This window comes from Streptococcus intermedius SK54 = ATCC 27335 (assembly GCF_000413475.1).
GTDB classification, from domain to species: domain Bacteria; phylum Bacillota; class Bacilli; order Lactobacillales; family Streptococcaceae; genus Streptococcus; species Streptococcus intermedius.
In genome coordinates this window covers 31,392-56,526 of the sequence record NZ_ATFK01000002.1, presented here as the reverse complement: position 1 = coordinate 56,526, position 25,135 = coordinate 31,392, and the positions used below count along the sequence as shown (strand labels likewise).

Annotated in this window: 23 protein-coding genes and 1 pseudogene; 2 read left to right on the top strand and 22 right to left on the bottom strand. The window is 37.6% G+C overall.

The window, feature by feature from the left end; all coding sequences use genetic code 11:
* Positions 1-262 precede the first annotated feature (262 nt).
* The 9 genes from HMPREF1654_RS02965 to ruvB form a co-directional block, all read right to left on the bottom strand.
* A complete protein-coding gene (locus HMPREF1654_RS02965) occupies positions 263-2,080 on the bottom strand; it encodes an acyltransferase family protein (RefSeq protein ID WP_003077427.1) in 1,818 nt (605 codons plus the stop codon).
* Positions 2,070-2,483, bottom strand: coding sequence for an MORN repeat-containing protein (locus HMPREF1654_RS02960; protein WP_003077737.1), 414 nt, complete (start codon positions 2,481-2,483; stop codon positions 2,070-2,072). Before HMPREF1654_RS02960 ends, HMPREF1654_RS02965 begins: the two co-directional genes overlap by 11 nt.
* A gap of 8 nt (positions 2,484-2,491) precedes the next feature.
* Positions 2,492-2,920: a low molecular weight protein-tyrosine-phosphatase gene (locus HMPREF1654_RS02955; protein ID WP_003077849.1), complete on the bottom strand. Its 429-nt coding sequence runs from the start codon at positions 2,918-2,920 to the stop codon at positions 2,492-2,494.
* Positions 2,921-3,169: 249 nt separating this feature from the next.
* Positions 3,170-4,018: a class C sortase gene (locus HMPREF1654_RS02950; protein WP_003075029.1), complete on the bottom strand. Its 849-nt coding sequence runs from the start codon at positions 4,016-4,018 to the stop codon at positions 3,170-3,172.
* An 87-nt stretch (positions 4,019-4,105) separates the two neighbouring features.
* Positions 4,106-5,569, bottom strand: coding sequence for a SpaH/EbpB family LPXTG-anchored major pilin (locus tag HMPREF1654_RS02945; protein WP_003077620.1), 1,464 nt, complete (start codon positions 5,567-5,569; stop codon positions 4,106-4,108).
* Between the two features lie 53 nt (positions 5,570-5,622).
* Positions 5,623-7,857, bottom strand: coding sequence for an Sgo0707 family adhesin (locus HMPREF1654_RS10300; protein WP_016670374.1), 2,235 nt, complete (start codon positions 7,855-7,857; stop codon positions 5,623-5,625).
* Positions 7,808-8,074 carry a hypothetical protein gene (locus HMPREF1654_RS10295; protein WP_016670373.1) on the bottom strand — a complete coding sequence of 89 codons (267 nt, stop codon included), beginning with the start codon at positions 8,072-8,074 and terminating at the stop codon, positions 7,808-7,810. Before HMPREF1654_RS10295 ends, HMPREF1654_RS10300 begins: the two co-directional genes overlap by 50 nt.
* Positions 8,075-8,405: 331 nt before the next feature.
* A complete protein-coding gene (locus tag HMPREF1654_RS02935) occupies positions 8,406-8,972 on the bottom strand; it encodes a nucleotidyltransferase family protein (protein WP_003077601.1) in 567 nt (188 codons plus the stop codon).
* 5 nt (positions 8,973-8,977) lie between these two features.
* Entirely contained in the window at positions 8,978-9,976 is a 999-nt protein-coding gene (gene ruvB / locus HMPREF1654_RS02930; protein ID WP_014829554.1) for a Holliday junction branch migration DNA helicase RuvB, read from the bottom strand.
* A gap of 408 nt (positions 9,977-10,384) precedes the next feature.
* Here ruvB and HMPREF1654_RS02925 point away from each other — a divergent pair, with 408 nt between their 5' ends.
* Positions 10,385-11,152 (top strand): PspC-like choline-binding domain-containing protein, encoded by a 768-nt coding sequence (locus HMPREF1654_RS02925; protein ID WP_003077775.1) that lies wholly within the window; start codon positions 10,385-10,387, stop codon positions 11,150-11,152.
* Between the two features lie 94 nt (positions 11,153-11,246).
* Here HMPREF1654_RS02925 and HMPREF1654_RS02920 read toward each other — a convergent pair whose 3' ends face one another.
* The 8 genes from HMPREF1654_RS02920 to HMPREF1654_RS02885 form a co-directional block, all read right to left on the bottom strand.
* Positions 11,247-12,293: an aldose epimerase family protein gene (locus HMPREF1654_RS02920; protein ID WP_003077690.1), complete on the bottom strand. Its 1,047-nt coding sequence runs from the start codon at positions 12,291-12,293 to the stop codon at positions 11,247-11,249.
* Between the two features lie 42 nt (positions 12,294-12,335).
* Positions 12,336-13,337 (bottom strand): tagatose-bisphosphate aldolase, encoded by a 1,002-nt coding sequence (gene lacD / locus HMPREF1654_RS02915; RefSeq protein ID WP_003077572.1) that lies wholly within the window; start codon positions 13,335-13,337, stop codon positions 12,336-12,338.
* A gap of 10 nt (positions 13,338-13,347) precedes the next feature.
* Positions 13,348-14,517 (bottom strand): SIS domain-containing protein, encoded by a 1,170-nt coding sequence (locus HMPREF1654_RS02910; RefSeq protein ID WP_014829553.1) that lies wholly within the window; start codon positions 14,515-14,517, stop codon positions 13,348-13,350.
* Between the two features lie 152 nt (positions 14,518-14,669).
* Positions 14,670-15,074: a PTS sugar transporter subunit IIA gene (locus HMPREF1654_RS02905; RefSeq protein ID WP_003075049.1), complete on the bottom strand. Its 405-nt coding sequence runs from the start codon at positions 15,072-15,074 to the stop codon at positions 14,670-14,672.
* 17 nt (positions 15,075-15,091) lie between these two features.
* Complete coding sequence (locus HMPREF1654_RS02900) at positions 15,092-15,919, bottom strand: PTS system mannose/fructose/sorbose family transporter subunit IID (RefSeq protein ID WP_003075051.1); 828 nt, start codon at positions 15,917-15,919, stop codon at positions 15,092-15,094.
* Complete coding sequence (locus HMPREF1654_RS02895; protein WP_003071226.1) at positions 15,906-16,799, bottom strand: PTS mannose/fructose/sorbose/N-acetylgalactosamine transporter subunit IIC; 894 nt, start codon at positions 16,797-16,799, stop codon at positions 15,906-15,908. Before HMPREF1654_RS02895 ends, HMPREF1654_RS02900 begins: the two co-directional genes overlap by 14 nt.
* Before the next feature lie 18 nt (positions 16,800-16,817).
* Entirely contained in the window at positions 16,818-17,294 is a 477-nt protein-coding gene (locus HMPREF1654_RS02890; protein WP_003075053.1) for a PTS sugar transporter subunit IIB, read from the bottom strand.
* Positions 17,291-19,078, bottom strand: a complete 1,788-nt coding sequence (locus HMPREF1654_RS02885) for a glycoside hydrolase family 35 protein (protein ID WP_016670372.1) — start codon at positions 19,076-19,078, stop codon at positions 17,291-17,293. The genes HMPREF1654_RS02890 and HMPREF1654_RS02885 overlap by 4 nt, the downstream gene beginning before the upstream one ends.
* Before the next feature lie 167 nt (positions 19,079-19,245).
* On the opposite strand from HMPREF1654_RS02885, the gene HMPREF1654_RS02880 reads away from it, so the two are divergent.
* Complete coding sequence (locus HMPREF1654_RS02880; RefSeq protein ID WP_003077815.1) at positions 19,246-19,962, top strand: GntR family transcriptional regulator; 717 nt, start codon at positions 19,246-19,248, stop codon at positions 19,960-19,962.
* 264 nt (positions 19,963-20,226) lie between these two features.
* Here the strand turns inward: HMPREF1654_RS02880 and purB are convergent, their stop codons facing one another.
* The 5 genes and pseudogenes from purB to HMPREF1654_RS02860 all read right to left on the bottom strand — a co-directional run bounded on the left by purB (position 20,227) and on the right by HMPREF1654_RS02860 (position 25,114).
* On the bottom strand, positions 20,227-21,522 hold the full coding sequence (gene purB, locus HMPREF1654_RS02875) for an adenylosuccinate lyase (RefSeq protein WP_003077607.1): 1,296 nt from the start codon (positions 21,520-21,522) through the stop codon (positions 20,227-20,229).
* Positions 21,523-21,525: 3 nt separating this feature from the next.
* Positions 21,526-22,263, bottom strand: a complete 738-nt coding sequence (locus HMPREF1654_RS02870) for an STM2766 family helicase-associated protein (protein ID WP_003077514.1) — start codon at positions 22,261-22,263, stop codon at positions 21,526-21,528.
* Positions 22,264-22,304: 41 nt separating this feature from the next.
* Positions 22,305-24,380: an STM2767 family DEAD/DEAH box helicase gene (locus HMPREF1654_RS02865; protein WP_003077643.1), complete on the bottom strand. Its 2,076-nt coding sequence runs from the start codon at positions 24,378-24,380 to the stop codon at positions 22,305-22,307.
* Between the two features lie 3 nt (positions 24,381-24,383).
* Positions 24,384-24,467 (bottom strand): annotated as a pseudogene (locus HMPREF1654_RS10015) (hypothetical protein); the annotation flags it as partial.
* A 35-nt stretch (positions 24,468-24,502) separates the two neighbouring features.
* On the bottom strand, positions 24,503-25,114 hold the full coding sequence (locus tag HMPREF1654_RS02860) for a CPBP family intramembrane glutamic endopeptidase (RefSeq protein ID WP_002264673.1): 612 nt from the start codon (positions 25,112-25,114) through the stop codon (positions 24,503-24,505).
* Positions 25,115-25,135 lie beyond the last annotated feature (21 nt).

Sequence of the window (25,135 nt, the reverse complement as noted above, 5' to 3'; positions counted from 1 at the left end):
TTTTATTTTATTTTGTGAAAACCTTTTAAAAAAGCCGTTATAATCACGTTTTTACAATCTATATTGTGAAAAAATAAATATAAAATATTTATTTCACATACTTTCTCTGAAATTTGTTGAAATACAGCAATCAATAAGAAAGCGCTTTCTTAATTTAGGCCTTCATTTTTGCTGTAAAATCACCAAATAATATTTAATATGAAAAAACTCTATGAACACTAAATCCATTCACAGAGTTTCGACTGTTATTCAAAATATAAAGCTACTTCTTTACACTTCCTTTTTTCGTTGCCTCATCAATCGTTTGTTTGATTGTTTGAGCATATAGTTCCCCACCTTTGGTGATAGTCGTGGACTCTGCACCAAAATGTACATAATCTGTACCATACCAAATTTCGGGATGCTGAATTGCCGTCTTATACCAATCCGCTACAAAAACATAATCATACTTTTTAGCCAATTCTAATTCATACTGCCGCGTTTTTACAGCAATACTAGCCCCATTATGTGCAGTGCGTCCATCATAAGGCGTAACTAAAATCAAACGATGACCTTTCGGTAGCTTTGCCACTATTTGATTGAGCAATGCTTCATAGTTTTCTACAGTATTTGTACCAAGGGCAACTACCACATTCTCTAGTAAAATTTTATTTGAAATAGCTGTTTGATAAACTTCCAAACCAGACGACAAATTACGGCTAACAGCAGCATCCACTTGAATTTCTGGCATAGCTTGTTTAAGCCATGCACTTGCCCTCAAGGCGACAGAATCTCCGATGACTGTCGTACCTTTTGCTACATTGTATTGACTCGCAGTCGCATTATCAACTTGTGTACGAGTAATTTGCATTTTATTATCAGCCTGAACTAAGCCATTTGTCAAGAGATTTTCTTCAAAAGCACCAATTTTAGGAGCCGTTATGATGATGGCCAAAGCAACTAACGTTAAGGGAATTAAACTATAAAATGCGGGCATTGTGATTTGCTTGATATCCATTTTCAAGCCAAATACTTTAGGTGGTTTACCAGCTAAAGTCGGCTCCAAAAGGTAGAAGGAGCCCGCAGCAAAAGCAAAGGAGAGAATGGTGGTCAAAAGCACTGCCAAACCATTGTTCAACAATTGAGAAAAAATGATATAGAATGGCCAATGGAACAAATATACACCATAGCTCGTATCTGCAATAAATGTGATAACGGGCGGCTCATCAAGATGTGGCGTTTTCTCGTGTAGCACACGCGTTGCTAGAATCATCACTAATGAAAAGATTGTGGAAAAAAGGAAACCAAATAGATAGGTTAATAAATTGTCAAATTTCAGAAGAAATGTCAGTAACAGCAAAGCTCCAAAACTAACACCAAGTAGATAGAAGGTTTTTTTCAAATCAAGCGCCTGTTCCATTTTTCGGAAAGGTGCCCCTAAGTCACTTACGCCTGAAACTGTAGCGAGAACACTGCCAGCAAAGAACGGAAAAATATGAGTAAAGCTTGAAAAGTAGATCACAGAGAAGTTTGAAGAGAAAAATGCTCTTATAAACATTGAAAGAAAACTAATGAAGAATAAGGCAGATGATAAAAGAAAAATCATTCCACGAAATTGTCCAACCGATTTACTTTTTCTCGCTAAAAACCAAGTAGCCACACCCCACAATAGATAGTAGTGCATTTCCAAGGCCAAACTCCATGTATGTACAAAAAGATGCGGGATGAACTGGCTTTCATAATTTCCGCCAGATAAAATTTCAAAAAAGTTTGTCACAAACCCTAGAGCCGCAGCAATCTGTGTGCCAATAGCAGCTACAAAATCTTTCCGAATCAACACTGTAAAAGGCATGACAATCAAAACCATCAACACAAGCGGTGGCACAATCCGATAAAAGCGACGTTTCAGAAAGCCTCTGAGATCAATTACCTTACTTCTAGCAAATTCATCAATCAGGAGTGATGTAATCAAAAAGCCTGAGAACGTAAAGAATATATCCACACCGATAAATCCACCAGGAAAAGCCTTCTGAAAGAAATGATAGAGTAAAACTAGGAGTAAGCCTGTTATCCTCACTAATGAAAACCATTTAATGCGCATTTTGATAAATCCCCTGTTTAAACTTTCCCTTGTAAACAACATTATTTTCTGTTGTTAATTTACCTTGTCCTTCAGGCTGACCGTTAACAAAATCACCCTCATACTTCCAGCCAGTCTTAGCAGTAAATGTTCCTTGTCCATCAAAAGTTCCATTTCTAAAATGACCTTTATAGACATCACCATTTTTAAAAGTCAACGTTCCCTGTCCGCTCATTCTACCACGAACCAGACTACCGTTATATTTAATTGTTCCCTTATCTAAAGTCAATGCCCCTTGGCTAGGAATACCTGATGTAAAAGTCAGCAATGCTGATAGAACAATAACAGTTACTGCTAATAGCTCCAAATTGTGTCTTGTCATATAAATGTTATATTTTTTGTAAAACTCTTTTAATGTATCCATGCTCTCCATTAATCTTCGCTTTTTACACGCTCAATCCATTTCTGACAGCCTGCCAAAACAAGCTGATAAGTCTCGTCAAAATCACCTGTGTACCACGGATCTGGTACACTTTTTTCTGCAAATTGAAAAACCTTCTCCAGATATTCATCTGGCGCAATTTTCATCAACTCTTGAAAATTAGATTCATCCATTCCAACAATATAATCAAAGTCTACAAAATCCTGCCGAGAAATTTGCTGAGAAGTTTTACTTTTGTCATAAGGAATGGCATATTTTCTAAAAATCCCTTGTGTTCCAGAATGGATTGGATTCCCATGTTCCCAATCCGAAGTCGCTCGACTTTCCACATAAAATTCATCTGTCAAATTCTTCATCACAAATTCTGCCATTGGACTACGACAGATATTTCCCAAGCAAACAAACACAATTTTCTTCATAACATAGACCTCTTTACTATTATAACAAAATCTAAAGAAATATCACTTTTAACCTCTTTAGTAAATAAAAAAATTCAAAATAGACTCTTACAATCTCTTATTTCTAAGCCGTAAAACTAACACAACTATCATAACAAAGATTATCTCACACAAATAAAAAGACTGAACTCTTTTGTACTGATCCCCAAAAGTTAGACATAAAAAATCTAACTTTTGGAGGTCAGTACACTCTTCTCAGCCTTTAATATTTTAATAAACTTTCATTTTGAGCTGCCGTCTTCTATGTCGAAAATAGACAAGTGCAAAAATGATAAAAAGAATCGTTCCTCCCGTAATCAGAATAAGATGTAACACAGGATGCTGTCTAGTCGACTTATTGATTGCCTCTGAATTTTCTTTCTCTTTAAATATTCGATGTCCCCTAACTAACAAACGATGCGTATTCACACCATAAGGTGTACATGTCACAAGCGTACAATAATCTTGTACAGGGTCAATTTTTAAAGCAGACAAATCTTCTGGTTTCACAGTCAAACTCTGATCTACTTCATAAATCAGCGTTCTTCCTAAAACGTGAATCATAAATGTATCACCGTTTTTTAATTGATTTAAATTTGAAAATAACTTTGCTGAAGGCAGACCGCGATGACCTGAAATAACTGCATGAGTCCCTTTCCCTCCAATGGGAAATGACGTTCCTGGAATATGCCCGATTGCTATTTCCAACACAGCCTCATCTGTCCCATGATAGATAGGCATAGTCGTCTTTAGCTTGGGAATCTCAACATAAGCCATAATGCCCGTACCTGTGACATCCAAGATATGATTATACGTTTCTATTTCGGACTTTGTCAGATTTAAAAGGGGGGTTACTCCTGTCGCTAAAGTTTTATTATAAGCATGAGCAGCAGATAGCATTTCCTCTTCTTTACTCTGCTTCATATCTGCTACATGATGCTTATAAGATGCGATTGCTTCCGACTGATGATAAGAATTCCAGATATTGCTAAGTGTGGGATATAGGAGTAATGATAACCCACTTAACAAGATGATAACTAATATAAAAGTAATAAAGTGTTTTTTAATAAAAGTAATCATGTTAAATGAGTTCTCCTTGTATAGCAAATAAAAGAGATAGAAGCAATTTGTCCATCTCTTTTGCTTGAGTCTGTCTCAAACTCTAAATCATTTTGTATTCATACGCTTTCTTACGATAAGCAAAGCACCTGCACCAAGAACTAAGATTGTTCCAACAGCATAAAGAATTGTTGTCCCAATGCTACCTGTTGACGGGAGGATTGAACCTTTTTTATTGACAACATTTGCGGTCAATGAGCCATCAGTGATATTGCTAGTAAATGTTAGCTTATTCGTAGAAGTTGCTGTAGCTGTTAAAGATTTCAAGGTTGGATTATCAGATATGCGATCCATTTCAGCAGAAATTTTAAATTCTACGTCTGCAATCGTATTATATCCAGCAGGAGTTTGGGTTTCAGAAAGTTTATAATCACCTGCGCTGAGTCCTTTAAAAGTAAAGGTCGTTGTTTCTCCAGCGGCAATTTCTGTTACTTTCGTATACTTTCCAGTAGCATCTTTCTTATAAAGTGTGAAACCTGCACCTTTCAAAGGAGTTTGTTTATCTTGGTCAACTTTATTGATAACTACTTGATAAGTAAAGACAACAACTTTATCTTTTGGCGTTTCACCTTTGCTACCACCACCTGTACTATTTGGGTCATTTGAATAAATCAAACTAGCTGTATTTGAATTTCCGGTTGAACCAATCACAGCTTGGTCGTTTAATTTTGCAGTATAACGAACGACGATTTTAGAATCTTTTGTAATGGTAACAGCTTGCCCTTTGTCATCTGTCGTAACAGTCTTCAAATCGTTGATTGTATAACTTGCACCATTTGAATCAATAGTAAACTTACTTGTAACTTCTTGTTCATTATTACTATTGATAACATAAACTTTCGCATCTTTATTATAAGTCAAACCTGCCGATAAAGTATCATTAAATGAAAGATGATATTCTTTATAAGAGTCGTAGTTACTTGGCAGCGTTGCAGTTAATTGGAATGGAACAGAAGCTCCGATAGCATAATCAACTGCATCATGGTAGCCATTTGTATCTTGCACTTTTTTCTCGATAGTTGGAACATCAGCCTTTAGATTTGCTTGTGTATCTTTCACAACTTCTAAAATGAAGCGTGTGTATGAGCTAGCTTTTCCATCTTGAGAACCACTTTTGTCTTTAATCAAGTAGTAACCAGCAGCCAATCCTGAAAAAGTAGTTGTTCCAGCTGTACTCGTTACTGTAGCAGCAGGATTTTGTAAATATGGAGCAACATCTTGAGCAAATTTTTGAGCTTCTGCAGCATCTTTTGCTTTTCCATCTAAGCTCTCTGCCTTGACACTCGCATCGCCAAGAGCAGTTTGCCCGGTAGCACTAACTCCTGATCCCCATTTAATGTTAGAAAGAGTGCTTCCCGACAAATCACCAGCAAAAATTTGGTAGGCTTCATAAGTATGTCCAGTAGTTGTTCCATTTAAAGTGACTGTATAGCTATCCGCTAAAACTTTACCGCCAGTGAAGACGGCTAGCACAGCAGCTAGGGCCGCTAAAATATATTTTATGTGTTTCATTTTTTCTCCTTTTATTAACCTTACAATAGCAACTTTGATGATTTACTATGTGTCTATCCGTTAACTTTTCGTTTATGATAGAAACGGTAAGTCAACACAGCAACTGCACCTACTACCAAAGCTGAACCTAGCATTAGATAGATCCCAATGCCTGTTCCTCCAGTTCCTGGTAAACTATATTGCTTAGGAGTTGGATTTTTAGTTGTATTCGTTTTTACAGTGTTATTTCCAGTAATGACTTGAGCAGTGTTTTCAATTTTATCTTGATTAACTTTATCATCAACTTTAACCTTGAATTTCACTGTCCAGGTTTCATTTGCAGCTACATTCTTAGTCCAAGTAACTTTACCGTCCGCATAAGTTCCAGCATTATCTGCCGAATTTTCAACATAGGTTGTGTGTTCAGGGATTGCATCCGTAATAGTGACATCCTGAGCTTGTCCTGTTGTATTTTGATAAGTTACAGTATAAGTCAATTCCTGTCCACGTTTTACTTCTTGACCATCAATGCTAGTGCCCTTAGTATCCAAGACATCTTTGACTGGTTTTTTAGGAGTTGGATTATGGGTTGGATTTGTATCAATTTTTTGTAGACCGTCATCCACATGTCCTGTATTTTCTATAGCTTTACCATTTACATCATCATTAACTTTTACTTGGAAAGTCACTTTTAAAGTAGTGTCTTTAGCAACCGTTTTTTTCCATGTCAATTTCCCGTCTGCATAGACACCATCATTATCTGCTGAGCCATTAACATAAGTTGTTGATTTTGGAATTGTATCTGTAATAGTTACTTCACGATCGCTATCCGTCGTATTCGTATAACTAATGGTATAAGTTAGAACATCGCCAGGCTTAACGCTTTGACCATTAATACTGGTCCCAGCTGTGTTGACAACATCTTTAACAGGCTTATCGTACTCTTCAATCACCCAAATTCCGATAAAATGAGCATCCTTGTTGTTAATGACTTCTGATTCTTTGTCGTAGCCTTTAAAGACCCAATTCCCTTCTGGTACACTGACTTTTTGGATATTATTCTTTGGTGGGTCAGGTGTAACCGTTGTTCCATTTGGAATATCTAATTGAGCCGGTGGAAGTAAATCCAAAACAGATTGCGGTAGTTCTTTACCTGGTGTTCCGCTTCGATATTCGTGTGTTTTCTTAAAAAGTACCTGTGTTTTAACCGTATTAGAGTGGGACGGAACATTATCTAGAATTTGTTCAGCTCGATTTTCAATATCTGAACCATTTTGCTCAATTTTACTATTAGTTACCGTCTTATAAGTGATAACATAATTTTTACCACCGTTCCCTTTAGCTAGATACTTAGCTGCTGGAGTCACCGTGACAGTTTGTCCAGAAACATCTACAGTATAATCCTCTCCTTCTATTAATGTCTTACCATCTAAAACAACACTTAAACTTTTAAAATCGAGCCGTTCATCAAAGGTGTCTGCCATCTTCATACTATCCAGATTCCCAATCAAGTCAACCCCTGGAACTGGAGCAGTATAATTTACTGTATAATTAATCTCTTGCCCAGACTTAGCAGTCACTTTTTCAGTACTGACTGTTTTAACAGGTGGAGCCGCGGGTACTTCAGTATAAATTCCAAAGAGACCTCCGCAACTTGCAGTTGTTCCATAGGAAAATGTCATTGTATTGTTAACTGACCGTACTGCAAAACCTGTTTTATTATGTTCGTCCCAGTCACCGCTTGTTCCATTAGGATCAGTAGGGGTCCAAGTAATATTACCTCCAGACGCTACTTCTGCCAAGTTATTGGCATTATTGGTTACTATCTTTGCAATAGTACTAGTAGCATTTTCCAATGTAAAAGATTCTTTAAGGGTTTGTCCATGGATATTACTGATGACATCAATATCAGATGGTGTCATAACTAATTTTAAATCACAGGGGGTTCCATCTTGATATCGCAACTCAGCAGTAATATTAGCGTTGATCCAGTAAGATTGATAGATATCATGTGTCACCGTTGGATGATTTGGATAAATATAATCCATAATTTGAATGGATTTTGTGCCCCAATTTTCATCTACCGTTAAGAAAGGAACTACTGTTTTTGATGAGTTATTATAGTCAGCATTCTTTTCAGCTAGATTAGCTGTAACATTATTAACCTTAACGTAGACATCAACCACTTTACCATAAACAATACCAGCATTTTTAAATCGTAGTGTTATCGTATTTGGAAAAGACTGGCTATTTTGATTCTTATCTACCTTCAAACAAAGAAAAAACTGTGCTTTCTTTCCAAGAGCCATTAGCAGGAACAACATCCTTAACTACAGCTGCATTCTGGTTAAGGACTTCCATATTATCCTGTCTCAAAGTAAATTGGTACAAGTTTATCTTAGATAAATCTGTGTCGTCTTTAATCCGCGAAATTGCCATAGTATTCTGCGCAGAAAAAACCAACAAAAGAAAACTGAAAACCGCTATGGCTGTCATAGCAATTCTTTTTCCTATTGACTTGAACATGAACTTTGTCTCCTATTTATTCTTTAACTGTGTCTCTTATTATTGCGGATAATTAAATATCTATTTTATTATACTGCAATAACCTTCATCAGTCAATAGTTATATCTTAGAATGTTTACATTTTGTAAACTTCTTATGTCTCTTTTCTAATTTTTATATAATTTTTTCAAAAAAGCACAAAAAGCCACCGATTAGATGGCTCTTATAGGGAGATTATTATGAAAAAGAAAAGTTTTTAGGAGTTCAAGTTAAGCTTTTCTCAACTTGTGATTATAGTATAACGATGTTGACTTAAATTTTTCTTAAAGATTTTACCTTTTTCTAAAAAATTTTAAAGAAATTTGATTTGAAGCTTACTCCACTTCTTCTGCCACTCTTTTTTCTGTATTCTCTTGTTATAAAGTTGTCTCCTACTTATATCTTCTAGGAAATGTGGAGTGGGCTGAACATAAAAATGGAAGATATCATCTAAACCGTAAGGAGCAAAAAGTTCCAACTGGCCATTATCCAGCAAACGCAACCCCACAGCTGTACATCGCTCTGGATATTTACTCATGGCGTCTTGTGAGCTAGTATAGGGGTGCGTATTGGGACTGTGGAGATGCATATAGACTTGATTTTTGACTTCCCAATGGTAACTAGGGTAAGCTCGCTTAAGTCGGTTTTCAATGTTGATCGTTTCCTCATACGAAATATCTGGGTCAAAGAAAATCACATCCACATCGGTTTCTGTATCAAAACCCGATTTCCCCGATAGAATATTCCAGATAAAGTTTCGTACGCTACCAGCAGCCAACCAACTATCTTTTAATCGCAAACTGCGAATAAGCGTCAACATAGTCATTAAATCTTTATCTGCTGCGAACTGTTTTAAAACATCCTGCTCTGCTATTTTCATAAATTCTACTTTTCTAAATATTCATAACCCAAATGCTCATAAGCTTTACGCGTTGCTACACGGCCTGTTCGAGTTCGCATAACAAAGCCTTTCTGAATCAAGTATGGCTCATACATATCTTCCACCGTTTCTTGCTCTTCTGCAATATTGACAGACAAGGTTCCTAAACCAACAGGTCCGCCTCCATACACCTCAATCATGGTTTTAAGAATCTTCTGATCCACATAGTCTAAGCCTTCTTGATCCACATCAAGCATCGTCAGGGCTTGATCGGTAATCCGATTATCAATCAACCCGTTCCCCATGATTTGAGCAAAATCTCGTACGCGTTTGAGAAGCCGATTGGCAATTCGAGGGGTTCCTCTGCTACGTAAAGCCAACTCCTCAGCCGCTTCATGTGTAATCTCCATCTCAAAGATTTCGGCCGTTCGCTCTACAATCTCGGTCAAATCCGTCTCTTCATAGTATTCCATATGTCCAGTAATACCAAAGCGAGCCCGCAAGGGATTTGACAACATACCAGCTCGGGTCGTTGCCCCAATCAAAGTAAAAGGTGGTAAATCCAAATGAACACTGCGACTGGTTTCACCAGAACCGATCATAATATCAATGTAAAAATCTTCCATAGCACTGTAAAGCACTTCTTCAACAGACATGGGTAAGCGATGAATTTCATCAATAAAAAGGACATCTCCTGGCTCCAGATCATTCAAGATCGCTACCAAATCGCCCGATTTCTCAATCACAGGCCCCGAAGTCTGTTTGAGATTGACTCCTAGCTCATTGGCGATCACAAAAGCCATCGTCGTTTTACCCAATCCCGGAGGTCCGAAAAGTAGGGTATGATCTAATGCCTCATCTCGCAACTTGGCTGCCTCAATAAAAATCTTCAGTTGATTTTTAACCTTATTTTGGCCTATATATTCTTGTAAGTACTGGGGACGCAATGTCCGCTCAACGAGCTCTTCGTCTCCCATCAATTCATTATCTAACATTCTATTCATAACTATTATTATAACAAAAAATAGGTTAGATGGATAAAGTAGATTAATAGCCAGAGAAAAACTGCCTAATTTGGCATCCTACTTTCTATTCACTTCCTCATCCATACAGATACTAAGGCAGTTTTCACTATTAAAAAACAAATCCTCTTCCATTCAGAAGAACAAATTCGTACCGAGCTTTTTATTAAATTTTCATTTCTACTTTATTCTTGAAGAAGCTATCATTTTGTCAAACTACTGTGCATCCTTTTGAGAATATTTGTTTTCCAATCAAACAGAATGTCATTTAGAAATCAAAGAACCCCTTTGATGATTACGGATTGATTTATCATTTAAAATATGTTACCTTTAATATGATCTATTTTGTATACGCATACATTATTGTTGTTTTATGAAAGGAGATATCAAATGAACAACATCCTTAAATACAGTTCAAAGCTTTTCTTCTTAGGACTGGCAGCCAGTGCAATAGCTCTAGCCACTAATGTTCCTGCAACTGCTGAAGAAACACCTCAAGCTGGACAAGAATTGGTCAATCGCGCTGATGGGCAATGGATTAAGGACTCTACTGGTTGGTGGTTCAAATATCCTGATGGCACATATCCGAAAAACCAATGGAAACAAATCAATAGCCGATATTACTACTTTAACAATCAGGGTTATATTACTACTGGATGGAAGCAGCTAACTGGCTTTAATAAACACAAAGAGGTATCCTGGTATTATTTTGATCCCACAAACGGAGATATGAAAACAGGTTGGCAAGCCATCAATGGAAAATGGTACTATTTTGATCCAACAGAAGGTTATATGCTAACGGGCGTTAAACAAATCGGCGCACCTGGAGTTAGAAAATATTACTATCTCCATCCGACCAACGGCGATATGCAGACAGGTTGGCATAAATTACCACATTCCTATGCAAATGGGGAAACCATTTACTACTGGCGTTATTTTGATCCAGAAGATGGACATAGAGTTGAAGGTTGGCGGAAAATTGATGGCGATTGGTATCATTTTACAAGAGGCATGGGCGTTATGTCCTCATCTGCATGGAACGGCCAATATTATCTAAAGGAAGATGGAAAAATGGCACACGATGAAACTCTTTTAATTCGCGGAAAATATTACACTTTTAACTCAGATGGTATTGTAACGAGTGTTAAAGAAAAATAAAGCTATCACTTCATATAAAACAACCCAGCAGAATTGAACTGCTGGGTTGTTTGTATTCAAATACAGAATAATCTATCAATATTTTTCGATATAGCTATTTATCCTGCTCCACAGTAGCATGATAAATGGTCGTGCTGGTAAAAATCTCGCCTGCTTTCAAGATAACATCTGATTTCAAATCGCTATGAATCGCATCAGGAAGTGCCTGAGTTTCCAGAGCTAAGCCGTTGTGCTGGATCATGGGATGCCCATTTAAAATGACCGTGTCATCCACAAAGTTTGCTGAGTAAGTCACCAAACAAGGTGCACTAGTTTTGAAAGTGAGGTAACGCCCAGATTGTGACTCATATAGAGATCCAGCATATTCCTGCTTTTTATCCAAAGCAAATGGATGATCTAAACCGGAAACAATCTGAATCTGCTCATCTTGATCTGCAAAAATATCCTTCATAGAAACACCTTGGCAAAGCTGTTTTACAAAGTTATGTTCTGAATCTGGTATTTTAGCAGGTATTCCATCTGGTGCGATAGGATAGACACCGAGAGTATTCAGCTGCAAAATACAATGATCAATTGGCTGACTGAAATCGCCTGTTAAGTTAAAGTAACTGTGGTTCGTTGGATTAACTAAAGTGTCCTTGTCCGTTTGAACTTGATACGAAACCTCTAGCTCACCCAATTCTGTTAAAGTATAAGAAACCCAGACCTTCAAATTTCCTGGAAAACCACCTGTTCCGTCTGTGCGTTCAATATAAAAAGTGACACTTTCATTCGTGACCTCTTCCACTTGAAAAATGGCACTATCCCAGCCAGTAGATCCGCTGTGATTACAATTTTCTGCATTATTGACCTCTAACTGATAGATTTCTTCATTCAACTCGAACTCAGCCTTTGCAATCCGTCCTGCAACTGGTCCAACGCTTGCGCCATATTTAGGGCTATTGCCTACATAAGCATCAAAAGAATCAAACCCAACTACGATATTTGTAAATTCATGATTTCTGTCCGGAGTGACATATTCTAAGACAGTCGCTCCATAAGTCATGACTTTCAAACGATAGCCCAAATCATTTTCAAATGTGTAAGAAACAATATCTTGCCCTTGAAATGTCCCGAAAATAGCTTCTTGATAAGATTTCATACAACTTTCCTTGTTTTTATTACCATTTTACATTTTCCTATTTTAAATCTCTAACTTCTCCATCCACGAAACAGCTGTTTCACGTAAGACACGATTTAAGTCGTTAATATTTTGACGCCCTGTTTCATCCAACCAAGCTCTAGCTGCATCCGCTCCTTGATCTACAAAGACCGTAACAGCTTCTTTCCAGGTAGCACGACCACAAAGGACACCATTAAATTGAGAACCTGCCTCATGTGCCACTTTCAGTGTTTCTTGGAAAAGCTCTGCGCTAACTCCAGCACTCAAGAAAATAAATGGTAGATGCGTCGCATCAGATTGTTCCTTAAAGAAAGCCTTAGCTTCTGCGAGACTATAAACTGGTTCTACTCCATCTTTAGCAAAACCTTCTACAAAATTCATATTTACAGGAACTTCGACTTTTAAAACGTCTACATTATAACGTGGTTCTGAAAAAAGCTTCATGGCTTCATTGACCTTGTGAGGTTTTACTTTTGCATAATCTGCATCTACTACACTAGCATGCGTCGTATCATAAGTCAGAATTTCAAGGAAATAAGGTATATCTTCTGCTAGACATTCACTCCCTACTCGCTCAACCCAAGCTTGTTTGATATCATTGATTTCAGGTTTGTCATCTACATCATAATAAATTAAAACTTTGACTGCATCGGCGCCTAGTTCTTTAATGCGTTTAGCAGACCAATTTGGTAGCAAGTCTGGCAGGCGACCTTCTGTTGTCGCATCATACCCTGTCTTTTCATAAGCAACAATAAGACCGCACTCTGATGCCCGTAATTTAGTAGCAGGGACACCATATTCTGGATCCAAAAGAATAGAAGTTGCATACGGAGTCAACTGACTGGAAATCAATTGTTTAAACTCAATCAGTGCTTCATCGCCCGATACAGTACGTGCACCACTTGCCAGCATTTTTTTCAGCGAACCTCTCTGATCAATCGCCAAAGCTCCAATCATACCATTTTCATCTGACAGCTGCTTTAAATGTGATAACTTTTCGTGACTAATTTTTAATTTTTCCATAGATTCCTTCCTATTCTTTATCAAACGGGTGAATGATGACACCTTGCACAACACGGTTGACAGTTCCTGTCGGAGACGGTGTGTCTGGACGATTTTGAACCTTAAGGGATGTTAATAAGGCAAATAATTGACCATAGACAATATAAGGGAACACGCGATAAACATCATCTGCTAGTGATTGGCTAGAAAGAATGATCTGTTCAACATTTTCCAAATCTTCCCTCTGATCTGTCAATAAAATCACCTTGCGGGCAATATCATCTCCAGCCACTTCTCGTACTAAATCAAGATCATATAATTTGGTGTATGAGTCTGTCGAACCAAACACCACAATGACCGTTTCTTCATTTACTAATGATTTTGGACCATGGCGGAAACCAACAGGGCTTTCATACATCGTCGCCACTTGTCCGGCAGTCAATTCCAAAATTTTCAGTTGGGCTTCATGTGCCAAGCCAAAGAATGGCCCTGCCCCCAGATAAATGACTCGATTGTAATCCAAGGATACCATCTTTTGAATCATTTCTGCCGAATCTAGCACCTTTTGACTCAAAGCTATTAAAGCAGCAATCTTCCCTTCTTTTACGGCTAAATCTGCCTTGTCAAAGACGAGCAAAGCGGTTAACATCATAGACGTAAAGCTTGAGGTCATAGCAAAGCCAGCATCATTTGATAGTGCAGGCTGAAGCAAGAGCAAATTGCGTTCATCACCATGTGCTTGCTGTGCTAACTTCCCTTCTGCTGCACATGTAATTGTAATTTGGTACAGTTCCTCAACCAAGTCTTTTGCCAAATCAACTGTTGCCACACTCTCTGGCGAATTTCCGCTACGGGCAAAAGAAACCAAAACAGTCGGTACTTCCTTGTGTAAATACGCCAAAGGATTGGCTACAATATCCGTTGTTGCAATGGCGTTGAAATTCCACTTGCGTTCGTCATACAGCTTTCTAAAATAAGGTACAAGCGTATCTCCGACATAGGCTGATGTTCCAGCCCCTGTCAAAATAACTTTGATATAGTCATGCTTTTCATCAATGCCATTTAGAAACGCTACAATCTCATCAGCTTGTGCTTTATAATTTTCAAAAGCCGTCTGCCAAACCTGTGGCTGTTGATAAATTTCCCTCGTGGTGATTTCCGCACCTAATTCGACTAATTTTTCCTTTGTATAATTGAGCATATTTCTCCTTTCTGCTTTGCAGATGTGATGTTTTCTATTAACCAAAAGAAGGGGGCGGGAAATAAAGATTTCTAAGAAATCCATTCTCTTATCCCCTCCTCCTTATTATACCAAGTATGCGCTTTCTCGGCCACTATTAACTGGATATATTTTTATTCATCTTCCTCATCATTCATTGCTGCCAACATATCATTGACCTTCACAATGTATCTGGTCGCTTTTTCAATATATGTTGCTTCCACACCAGTCAAGGCAGAATTGATAAATTCTATCACCATGGGCATATTCATTCCTGCATAGAGTTCAATTTGAAGTCCTTCCAGAATCAGGCGACTAACGACATTACAAGGTGTTCCTCCAAGCAAATCAGCAAAGACAATGTAATCATCTAACTCTTTTACAGTCGCTAAAAATTTAGCCGTAAAGTCGTCTATTCCTTCTTCTGGAAGTAAGGGAACTGTATGAACGAATTCCAGAGGCCCCATAATCATTTCGGTACTTTTTTTCAATTCTTCACAAAAGTGACCATGGCTAACTAGTATAAGTTGTTTTGTCATTTATAGAAAAGCTCCTTTTAAACACCTAAGATTGGCGTATGAGTAAAGTGTGAAAGCGCAGAAACACCAATCGCAATAATAATGACAATAAAGATTGCTTTGGTTGAATTCATACCTTTCTTACCGAGCAGCCAATAAACAAATCCAGTAAACAATGCCGGAACCAAACGCGGGAAGATTTTATCCAACGTTTCTTGAAGATTGAACTTTACACCACCGAAACTTTGTACATAAGTAAACTTAAAGTTAATCATCGTAGCAATCAAAGCAGCTACCATGAACACACCAAGAACAGTTGCAGCATCTGTGATTGCGGACAATTTATCCTGCATCGTTGTAACTAATTTGACGCCTTCTTTGTGGGCAAATTCTAATTGTTTCCAACGAAAAACGTTAATCGCAATCGTTACTCCTATCCAAAGGAAAATACCAAGAGGATTGCCATCAATGGCAAGACCTGCTGCCAAGCCACCCATGATTGCAGGAATAGTTGAACCAAAAATCGCATCCCCAATCGCTGCAAATGGACCCATTAACCCCGTTTTAATCCCTGTAACAGTATCTTTAGCCGCAACCCCTTCATTTTCTTCAAGCGCAAGGTCAATCCCTGTCACCAAAGTATGGAAAAAGTTAGACGTGTTGAAAAATTGCGTATGTGTTCGCATCATTTCTTTTAATTCGGGCGTACCATCACCGTATATCTTACGCAACTGCGGCAAAATCATATAGAGATAACCTGATGCTTGCATACGCTCGTAGTTCCAACCCCATTGGAAAGTAAAGAGACTACGACGGTTGATTTGTTTAAAATCTTCTTTTGTTAATTTGTAATTAGAGTTCGTCATCGTCAATTTCCCCACTTTCTGATTGTTCTGCAGCAACAGTCACCACTTGTTTGTTGATAGCATTTTGATAGCTAAGAGCTGCCAAAGCAAAGCCAATAATCGCAATTCCAATCATTGGAAGTCCCTCAAACTTAGCTCCACCGAGAGCCTTTGCAATGGGTTTGACAGCACTTGATGCTGTCGCTAATGTTGAAATATAGTCAAAAACAACTTTCAACATTGCTGTAATGGCAAAGCCTAAACCAAGATAATGAAGGTTTTTCTTTACTGGAAGGTAACGAAGCAAAATTGCAAAACCGACACCAGGAAGCATTTTACCTGCAAGAATCAAACCATCTGCAATCCATTGTGCATTATTGGCAAGCCAATCGGAGAATGCTTTTACAGCATCCCCACCAAGCCACAAAGCTAAAAATACCGGAAGTGCTCGTGAAAGCCCCCATGGAATAGCACCGAGTAAGTAATTGCGTTCAACACCTTTGTAGTCAAATTTTTCAACCGCTGCATCAATACGATGTGCAAAGTAAGTTGTAGAGAAACGTCCAAGAACATCAGTATAAACCAGCAACGCTGCTACCGGAACTGCGATAGCTGAAATCGCCAATTCCGCTTTGATACCTGTTGCCACAGAGAATGCTGTTGCAAGAACTGCACCAGAGGTTGCATCAATCCGAGAAGCACCACCGAATGTACCAACCCCGAGTACAACGAGTTGGAGACTACCACCAATAAATAAACCAGTTTTTAAGTCTCCCATGACCAGACCCGTGATAAAACCTGCAAAAACAGGTGAACCAGCTGATGAGTTAATTGTTAACTCATCCAAAATTTGATACGCTGAATACAGCGTCAATAAGAGAATTTGCCACCATTGTATCATAACAATGCCCTCCTAAATTTATTTCAATAATTTCATAAAGTCTTCAACTGGATCATTTGGAACCATTTGGGCTGTTAGAACCACACCTTTGTCATGTAATTTGTTAAATACGGCTACATCTTCATCCACCACATTGATCGATCGTGTGATCGAACGCGTTTCAGATGTCTGTGACATATTGCCCACATTGAGCGTTTCGATTGGTACTCCTGCTTCCACCAATCTCAAAAAACGATCTGGCTTTTTCGCAACAATGAGCAGACGCTGGCTATCGTATTTGCCTGCTAGGATATTTTCTGCTGCTTTTGCAACTGGTAACACACTCAATTTTACACCAGCTGGTGTCGCCAACTTGAGGCCACTCTTTTCAATAGCGTTTTCTGCTACTTCGTCATCCACAACCATAATGCGTGAAATATTTAATGTTGTAGTCCAAAGATTGGCTACCTGGCCATGGATTAAGCGTCCATCAATCCGATTAGCTATAATTGTCATAATTTGTCCCCCTTTATTGGTTTAAATGTAGGTTTATGAACTAAATCAATGAATTTACTATATTTTCCTTCGGTTTCAAAAATAATAATGCGATTGTTTCCGATTCGTAAGAGACCATGTGGAATGTAAAGTGATAAGGTTGGGCCAACATCCCAGAAACGACCAATATTGACGCCGTTGACAAAGACAACTCCCTTACCAAAATGGGTTAAATCTAAATACGTATCTTTAAGCGCTTTCAATTCAACGGCAAATGCATAGAATGCTGGCTGATCTTCATGCCATTCTTTCGTAAAATCAATCGCTTCTGGATTTTCGAACTCTAATGGATACTGATTCCAATGAAGCATAAAATGGAGGTCTTTGCAAACTCCTGTGCGAATACCTTTATGCTGGCTCTCTGCCAGAAGTTTATGCCCATAGTTAACACGCCCCATATTCTCCATCAAAATATCCAGCCTGTGTATCGACCGTTTCTGTTGTGAAATAAAGATATCTTCACCAATTTCTGTCTGATACTGAGTGGTGATGAAGTTCCCGTCTACAAAAAGCTGCATCCGATCACGTCCGTCAATGACACGAACTCGTTCCTTATCCGCATCCCATTCTGCTTGTGTACGATAGAGCAGATAACCAACATTTTGGCCCAACTCCTCCATTTTCATAGGATACAGACTCTCAATTGGCTGCGCTATATCTTCTAAAGTCTCAAATAAGCTAACTCTCTCATTGAGTGGAATATTCTTTAACTCAAACGTTTCTTTTACCAAAGGCTCTCTCTGTGGATACTCTGGATAATATTTTTTTAACATTCGCTGAACGGCAAAGTATTTTGGTGTTGGATTTCCTTGTTCATCAAGGAGAGCTTCGTAATCATAAGACGTTACTTGTGGCAGGTCAATGCTTCCTCGCGCTGAACAACCATTCATGAACCCAAAATTTGTTCCTCCATGAAACATATAAAGGTTGATACTGCCTTGTTGTAAGACTTCGTGAACCGCTTCAGCTAATTCTTCTGGATCTCGCGTGACAGTTGGCTCTTTCCAACGATTGAACCAACCGTCCCAAAATTCCATACACATGAGTGGCCACTTTTTGTCATGCTCATCAAAGAATTCCTGCATCTGCGCAAAATTTTCTTTTGCCTTAGAGCCAAAATTCCCCGTTACAAACATATCATCCTCAATGAGCGTTCCTGCTCGCAAAGTAGCTCGCCAGGGTCCATCTGACGTAAAGAGCGGACAAGTCACACCTCGCTCTTGCATCATGTCTCGAACAGCTCTCAAGTATTCCTTGTCTTCGCCATAAGAGCCATATTCATTTTCTACTTGCATCATGAGAATACTGCCACCATTTTCCAAAAGATGTGACACTAATCGTGGAAGCAATTCATCATAATAGTTGGCAACTGCAGCAAGATAAGCAGGATCAGAAGACCGAATTCTCATGTTTTCTTCTAAGAGCCAAGCGGGTAAACCGCCAAATTCCCATTCTGCACAGATATAGGGAGAACTCCGAAGAAGAACATACAATCCCAAATCTTGTGCTGTTTGCAAGAATTTTTCTACATCAAGGATACCTTCAAAATCGAATTGCCCTTTCATTGGCTCATGCGCATTCCAAGGGATATACGTTTCTACTGTATTAAAGCCTAAAGCTTTCAGATTATAAAGCGAATGATACCAATCATCTGGCTGAATCCGAAAATAATGAATAGCACCAGATAATATTTTAAAAGGCTGTTGATTCAGATAAAATTCTTCTCTAATCTCAAATCTTTCCAAACCATTTCCCTCTTTCACACACTATTCTGCAATCGTTTCCATAGGTTAATATAATATATATTGCACAAAATGTCAATAGTTTTTTAAAGATTGAATAAATTTAACCATTTTAGCAAAATTTATGGTAAAATTTTTTATGAGAGGGAAGCGAAAGAGAGGTGAACAACATGGCAATCCCTAAGTACCAATATATAAAAGATGAACTCAAAAGCAAAATTATCTCAGGCCAATTTGAAAATGGGGATAAATTTTATACAGAAGCTGAGCTAATTACAATGTATGATGTGAGTTCTATTACCGTCGTCAGAGCTCTAAATGAACTAGCAAAAGATGGGTACATTATCCGCCAACAAGGAAAAGGAACATTTGTATCACGTGCTCGCAAGCACAAACTTGTTGAATTTTCCGATGTTGAGATATTCCCTACCCAAAATGATCAAGTAACTGTTTTATCTATCGAACGTGGAAATGACTTAAAATTTCTTGACAAGTTAGATTTAAAGAGATATCAATTTTACTATAAAATTGATAGACTTCGTAAAGCGAAAAATACTCCTTATATCTATCATCAATCTTATATTCCAGAGCAATATATCAATGCCAATTACCCAAACCTTGAATATTACAGCTCAATCTACAATCGCTTCAAACAAGATTATCATATTCACATGAATGACGAACACTTTGAAGAAACAAATGAATTAATCTTCCCGACGCCAGACGCTGTTGCAACATTACTGGAAATTGATACAAACTTCCCGACAGTTTTCCAAGTAAAAACAACGCAATTGGAAAGCACGGGGCAAATCTTAGAGTACAGTGAAGCCTACAAACGTGGCGACTTCTTTAAAATCAAGTTTGTATCACGCAATGGCAATCATTAATTATTTCACGTAAAGAACATCTGAGTATCAGTTGTTCTTTTTTTAAACCTAAGATTATTATAGCCTATCTAGACCAATTTGCAAAGTATTTTATTCATCAGCTTTCTCATCATCGCTATAAGCTAAAAGAAAAGGTTGGGACAACTATTCCCAACCTCAAAGCGTGCTGCAAAAGAAAAGAAGCAGCTTACGACATTATTTGTTTTATTACATAATATACTTTGAAGCTAGGAACTCTTGTCTCAGCTTCTTTGGAGTTTTGTGTTAATCCAGACCTACACGGTGGAAAATTTCATCCACACGCTTGGTGTAGTAGACTGGATTAAAGATTTCGTCGATTTCTTCTTGGCTCAAGCGAGACGTGATCTCTGGATCTGCTTCCAGCAACGGTTTGAAGTCCACTTGGTTGTCCCAAGACTGCGCAGTCTTAGGCTGAACAAGGTCGTAAGCCTGCTCGCGGGTCATGCCTTTTTCAATCAAGGTCAGCATAGCACGCTGACTGAAAATGAGACCAAAGGTAGAGCCCATGTTGCGCTTCATATTTTCTGGGAAGACGGTCAAGTTTTTCACGATATTGCCAAAGCGATTGAGCATGTAGTCAATGAGAATGGTCGTATCAGGCGCGATAATGCGCTCAGCTGATGAGTGGGAAATATCGCGTTCGTGCCAGAGAGACACATTTTCATAGGCCGTCACCATGTGACCGCGAATCACACGCGCAAGCCCCGTCATATTTTCAGAGCCGATAGGGTTGCGTTTATGAGGCATAGCAGAGCTGCCTTTTTGACCCTTGGCAAAGAACTCTTCAACCTCACGCTGTTCAGATTTTTGCAGACCGCGGATTTCCGTCGCCATGCGCTCAATGGATGTAGCAATGCTGGCTAGCGCTGCAAAGTATTCGGCGTGCAGGTCACGCGGTAAGACTTGAGTCGAAATTTCCTGAGCACGAATGCCTAATTTGTCACAAACATATTTTTCCACAAATGGAGGGATATTAGCAAAGTTCCCAACGGCACCAGAGATTTTCCCAGCTTCCACACCAGCGGCAGCATGTTCAAAACGCTCAATATTCCGCTTCATTTCGCTGTACCAAGTTGCAATCTTGAGACCAAAAGTTGTTGGCTCCGCATGAACCCCGTGAGTACGCCCCATCATGATGGTGAACTTGTGTTCTTTGGCCTTATCAGCAATGATATTGAGGAAATTATCCAAATCCTTACGAATGATGGTATTAGCCTGTTTGTAAAGATAACCATAGGCTGTGTCCACCACGTCTGTCGAGGTCAGACCAAAGTGTACCCATTTACGCTCCTCACCCAACGTCTCAGAAACCGCACGAGTAAAGGCCACCACATCGTGACGTGTTTGCTGCTCAATCTCCAGAATGCGATCAATATCAAAATCCGCCTTCTCGCGAATCTTGACCACATCTTCCTTAGGAATCTCACCCAACTCAGCCCAAGCCTCGTCAGCCAAAATTTCCACTTCTAACCAAGCACGGTACTTGTTTTCTTCACTCCAAATGTTCGCCATCTCAGGGCGTGAATAACGGTTGATCATTTTTTATTTTCTCCTAAAATGTGAAATATTGGGTTTATACCCCATTTTTATAAATAAACAATCCTCATCTGCAAAAAATATACTTTTAAATTCCTCCTCTGCCAACTGATAATCAATACCAATTTTAAAACTCACAGAATCTCGAAAATCTGTATCAAAATGATACAGCGGATGTACACCAATTCTTTCAACAGTCATTTCTTCCTTATCATCACGACAGTTTTCAAAATCAATATCAAATCGAACATAGGAAGAATCATACTCTAGTAATTCTAACAACAATTTTTCGACTGCATCTTTACTTGTTGTAATTATTCCATTGTCTTCACAATAATCTTTATAAATATCTTCAGCAACCATCACGTAATCCAAGAGAGATAATGACAAGTCCTCAATTATGATTCTATCAAATAGAATTTTTAGAATTCGCAAGGCTTCTATTGTAATTTCTTCTTGATATTTTGGTGACTTTAAATAAAATTTACCATTATTTAATAATATATCAAAGGGTAAGGCGACAGAAAAAAATTTTTCTTCCGAAAAAAGCACCAATCTATGTTGTTTCTTTAAGATTTCAAAACTAAATTTGTTCTGTGCCCTACTTTCTTGTAACTTATTTTCTAAAATTTGAATATATACATATAACAGAAAATCAATTATTACCGTTTTTTCTTTGAAATGGAGATTGTTTATCTTATCTAATTTACTTTCAATCCCAAACGTTTGAGAAGTTTCTTTCAATGGACTTCTTATAAACTTTTCATCTGCTAAATAATATCTTGTCATTTTTCAATCCCAAATACAGGTGCAAACTGAGTAATAAATTTCAATATATCTTGTTTATTTGTTGTCCCTTCTTTAATCTGTGGAATTGTCATAAGCGTTGGTAACATTTCTTCCCGTTTCTTTCCATCTATAAAGAGTTCTGCAAAACATTCTTCAATTATATCATATTGAGATTTTGAGTCTTGATGACTAACGTTATATAATTTATTTTCGTCTATAATTTCGCTTGGTCTGTTTACAATTGTTTTCGGTCCATTTTCATATAAGTCATCAGATAATTGTTTTATTCGATTAATATATTCACGTGTAGCATGATTCTCAGATATAATCAAGGTTGATGATATAAATGACCTTGTTAAAGTCATATACAATGCATTTCGGTGTCTAACTTCTCGCGTTAAATTTTGATCATTAATATCTTCAATTCGCTGATTATTCACAACAATAACGAATGAGAATTCTAGTCCTTTTACATTGTTAACATTGGTTATTAGCACTTCATCAATATCATTAACTCTTTTTTCATGAGGGGCTATAACTGAATTCCATTCAAACTCTTCATACAAACGTATGCTAACCTCCTCAGCCTGTATATTTGCTTCTTTACTGTAATTCATATAAATTACAGCAATATCTGATGGCTGTAATCCTTCGTAATTTTCCCTTAACTCCCTTACAGTATTGATGACGCCCCCAACATAATCTATTTCATCTTTCACCACAATAGATTTATAAGATGATTCATTCAATTCGTCACCAAATCTCTTTAATGGTGAACGACTAATTTCATACTCATCTGTAGATTCTTCCTCGATAGAATAACCAGACATTATCCATTCTTTCTCGCTCAGCCATCGAACTGCTCTACTCTCATATAATCCGAAACCTAAAACATGTGAAAATAATACCGTCCGAGGGTCCGTTCGATAAATCTTATTTAATAAAAAGTCTGTATCTGCAACAATATCTTTATTTATCGAAAATATATCTTGTAAAATATCACCAGCAACATATAATTTTTTGTCTGTTACTAACTGACAAAGTTCTATATACTCTTTCTCAAAATCCTGACTTTCATCTAACAGTATATAATCAAACATCGGATCAAAGTTACCCAAAGATTTTAATTCTAAAATCGCTTCTTTCCAAATTTCACTTTTATTCTTTGTCCTAGAAAAAGGTTGAAAATTTAAACCATAATTTGCACAAATTTTTGAATATAATCCAGCATCAGGATAACGACCTGAGCCCCAGCTCGAAGCAATAAATAATCTCTGATAATTTATTTGCTCATCAACTTTCATATAGTTAAAAAATTCTGGTACACGGCCTCTTAATTTATCCGCTAATACCTTGTTAAAACAAGTAAACGCTATACGACTTCCCTTATCTTCAACATATAATTTTTTCAATTTATGCAACAGCAACTCTGTTTTTCCTGAGCCAGCTAGTCCTTGTATCCTAATAATAGGCGACTTACTATCTTCATTGTAAACAAACTTTGTTTGATTAGTATCAAAAAGCATAATTCTGTTCTTAATAGACTCTAACAAGGTTTGTTTTTTCGAAAAAAGGTCTTTATCCAACTCTGAAACATTATTTATACTACCCGTTAATAAAGAAATTATTAGATTAGATACTCTAGAATCAACTTCATCTAACTTATTCTCTTGAAGAAGGTGATCAAAATCAGTCTCTTCATCCAGACAAATACTTGAAATAATTCCCTTTGATTTCCAGTCTCTACTTCTACCTATTAAACTTACATATTCATATCTTCTAGCCAGAGCCCCTGTGTCCTCCAGAAAATCCTCTTGAAATGTAATAAAGTCATTATTTTCTAAAGAATCCACGGTTAAAAACATTACTTTATAGTTCTTAATTAAGAGTAAAAAACCATTTTTATAATCATATTCATACTCATTTGATTCCATTATTGGTCTATCAATTAAAAAAATTGAATCTGCTGGAATACTGGGATGATTTTCTAAAAAATCATGTAATCGGATAAATACATTACTGTCTCTCAATTCATCAGTAACATTACAAAAAACTTGTGCAATTTCTTCCATTATTTAAAACTCCTCCACACTATCTGGCTCTTCACTAAACACGGTCACATGCCCCATTTTGCGGTTATGCTTTGCTTCCAATTTACCACATCAACCACTCATTTTATTCAACAATATTTCTACTAAATCAACATAAACGCAGCACATATGCCTGAAAAAATATTAGCTGCTGCATGGATAAGCCAACTCGGAACAATGGATCCTTGCGTCTTTTTTTCATTGATGTACCCCATTCCATAAGCAATTCCAAATATAAACATTGTAATCATTATTGTTGAACCAATATCCAGTAGCTTGAAAAACATAAAACTGTGTATTAAAGCAAAACACAATGACTGAATGAAGTTAGCCAAGGGAAATGCCATCTTTGACATAAGACGCTTCAATAAAAAGCCTCTAAAAAACAATTCTTCCGGCAAAGCGGTATTAAATATCCCATAAATGAGAATAGCCGGCAAGACTGTATAACCACCACCTCGAAAAACGGTTGTTGCCGTTGACACTCCCTTTAAGCGAAGTAAGATAAAAAAGGAAGCCAATGAAAATAATAGAATCATTCCCAACACGGGTACAAAGAATCGTTTAAAATCATGTTTACTAACTTTCTTAAATCCTAACCAGTTTAGAAAAGTAGACTGTTTTCTTTCTGTGAAAATCCAGTAGAGAAACGGAATTGCAGCAGCTAATATTATTTCTAAAAAGCTACTGACTATCTTTGCGATGAATAGTTCCACGTGTTAACCTCCTGATATCCA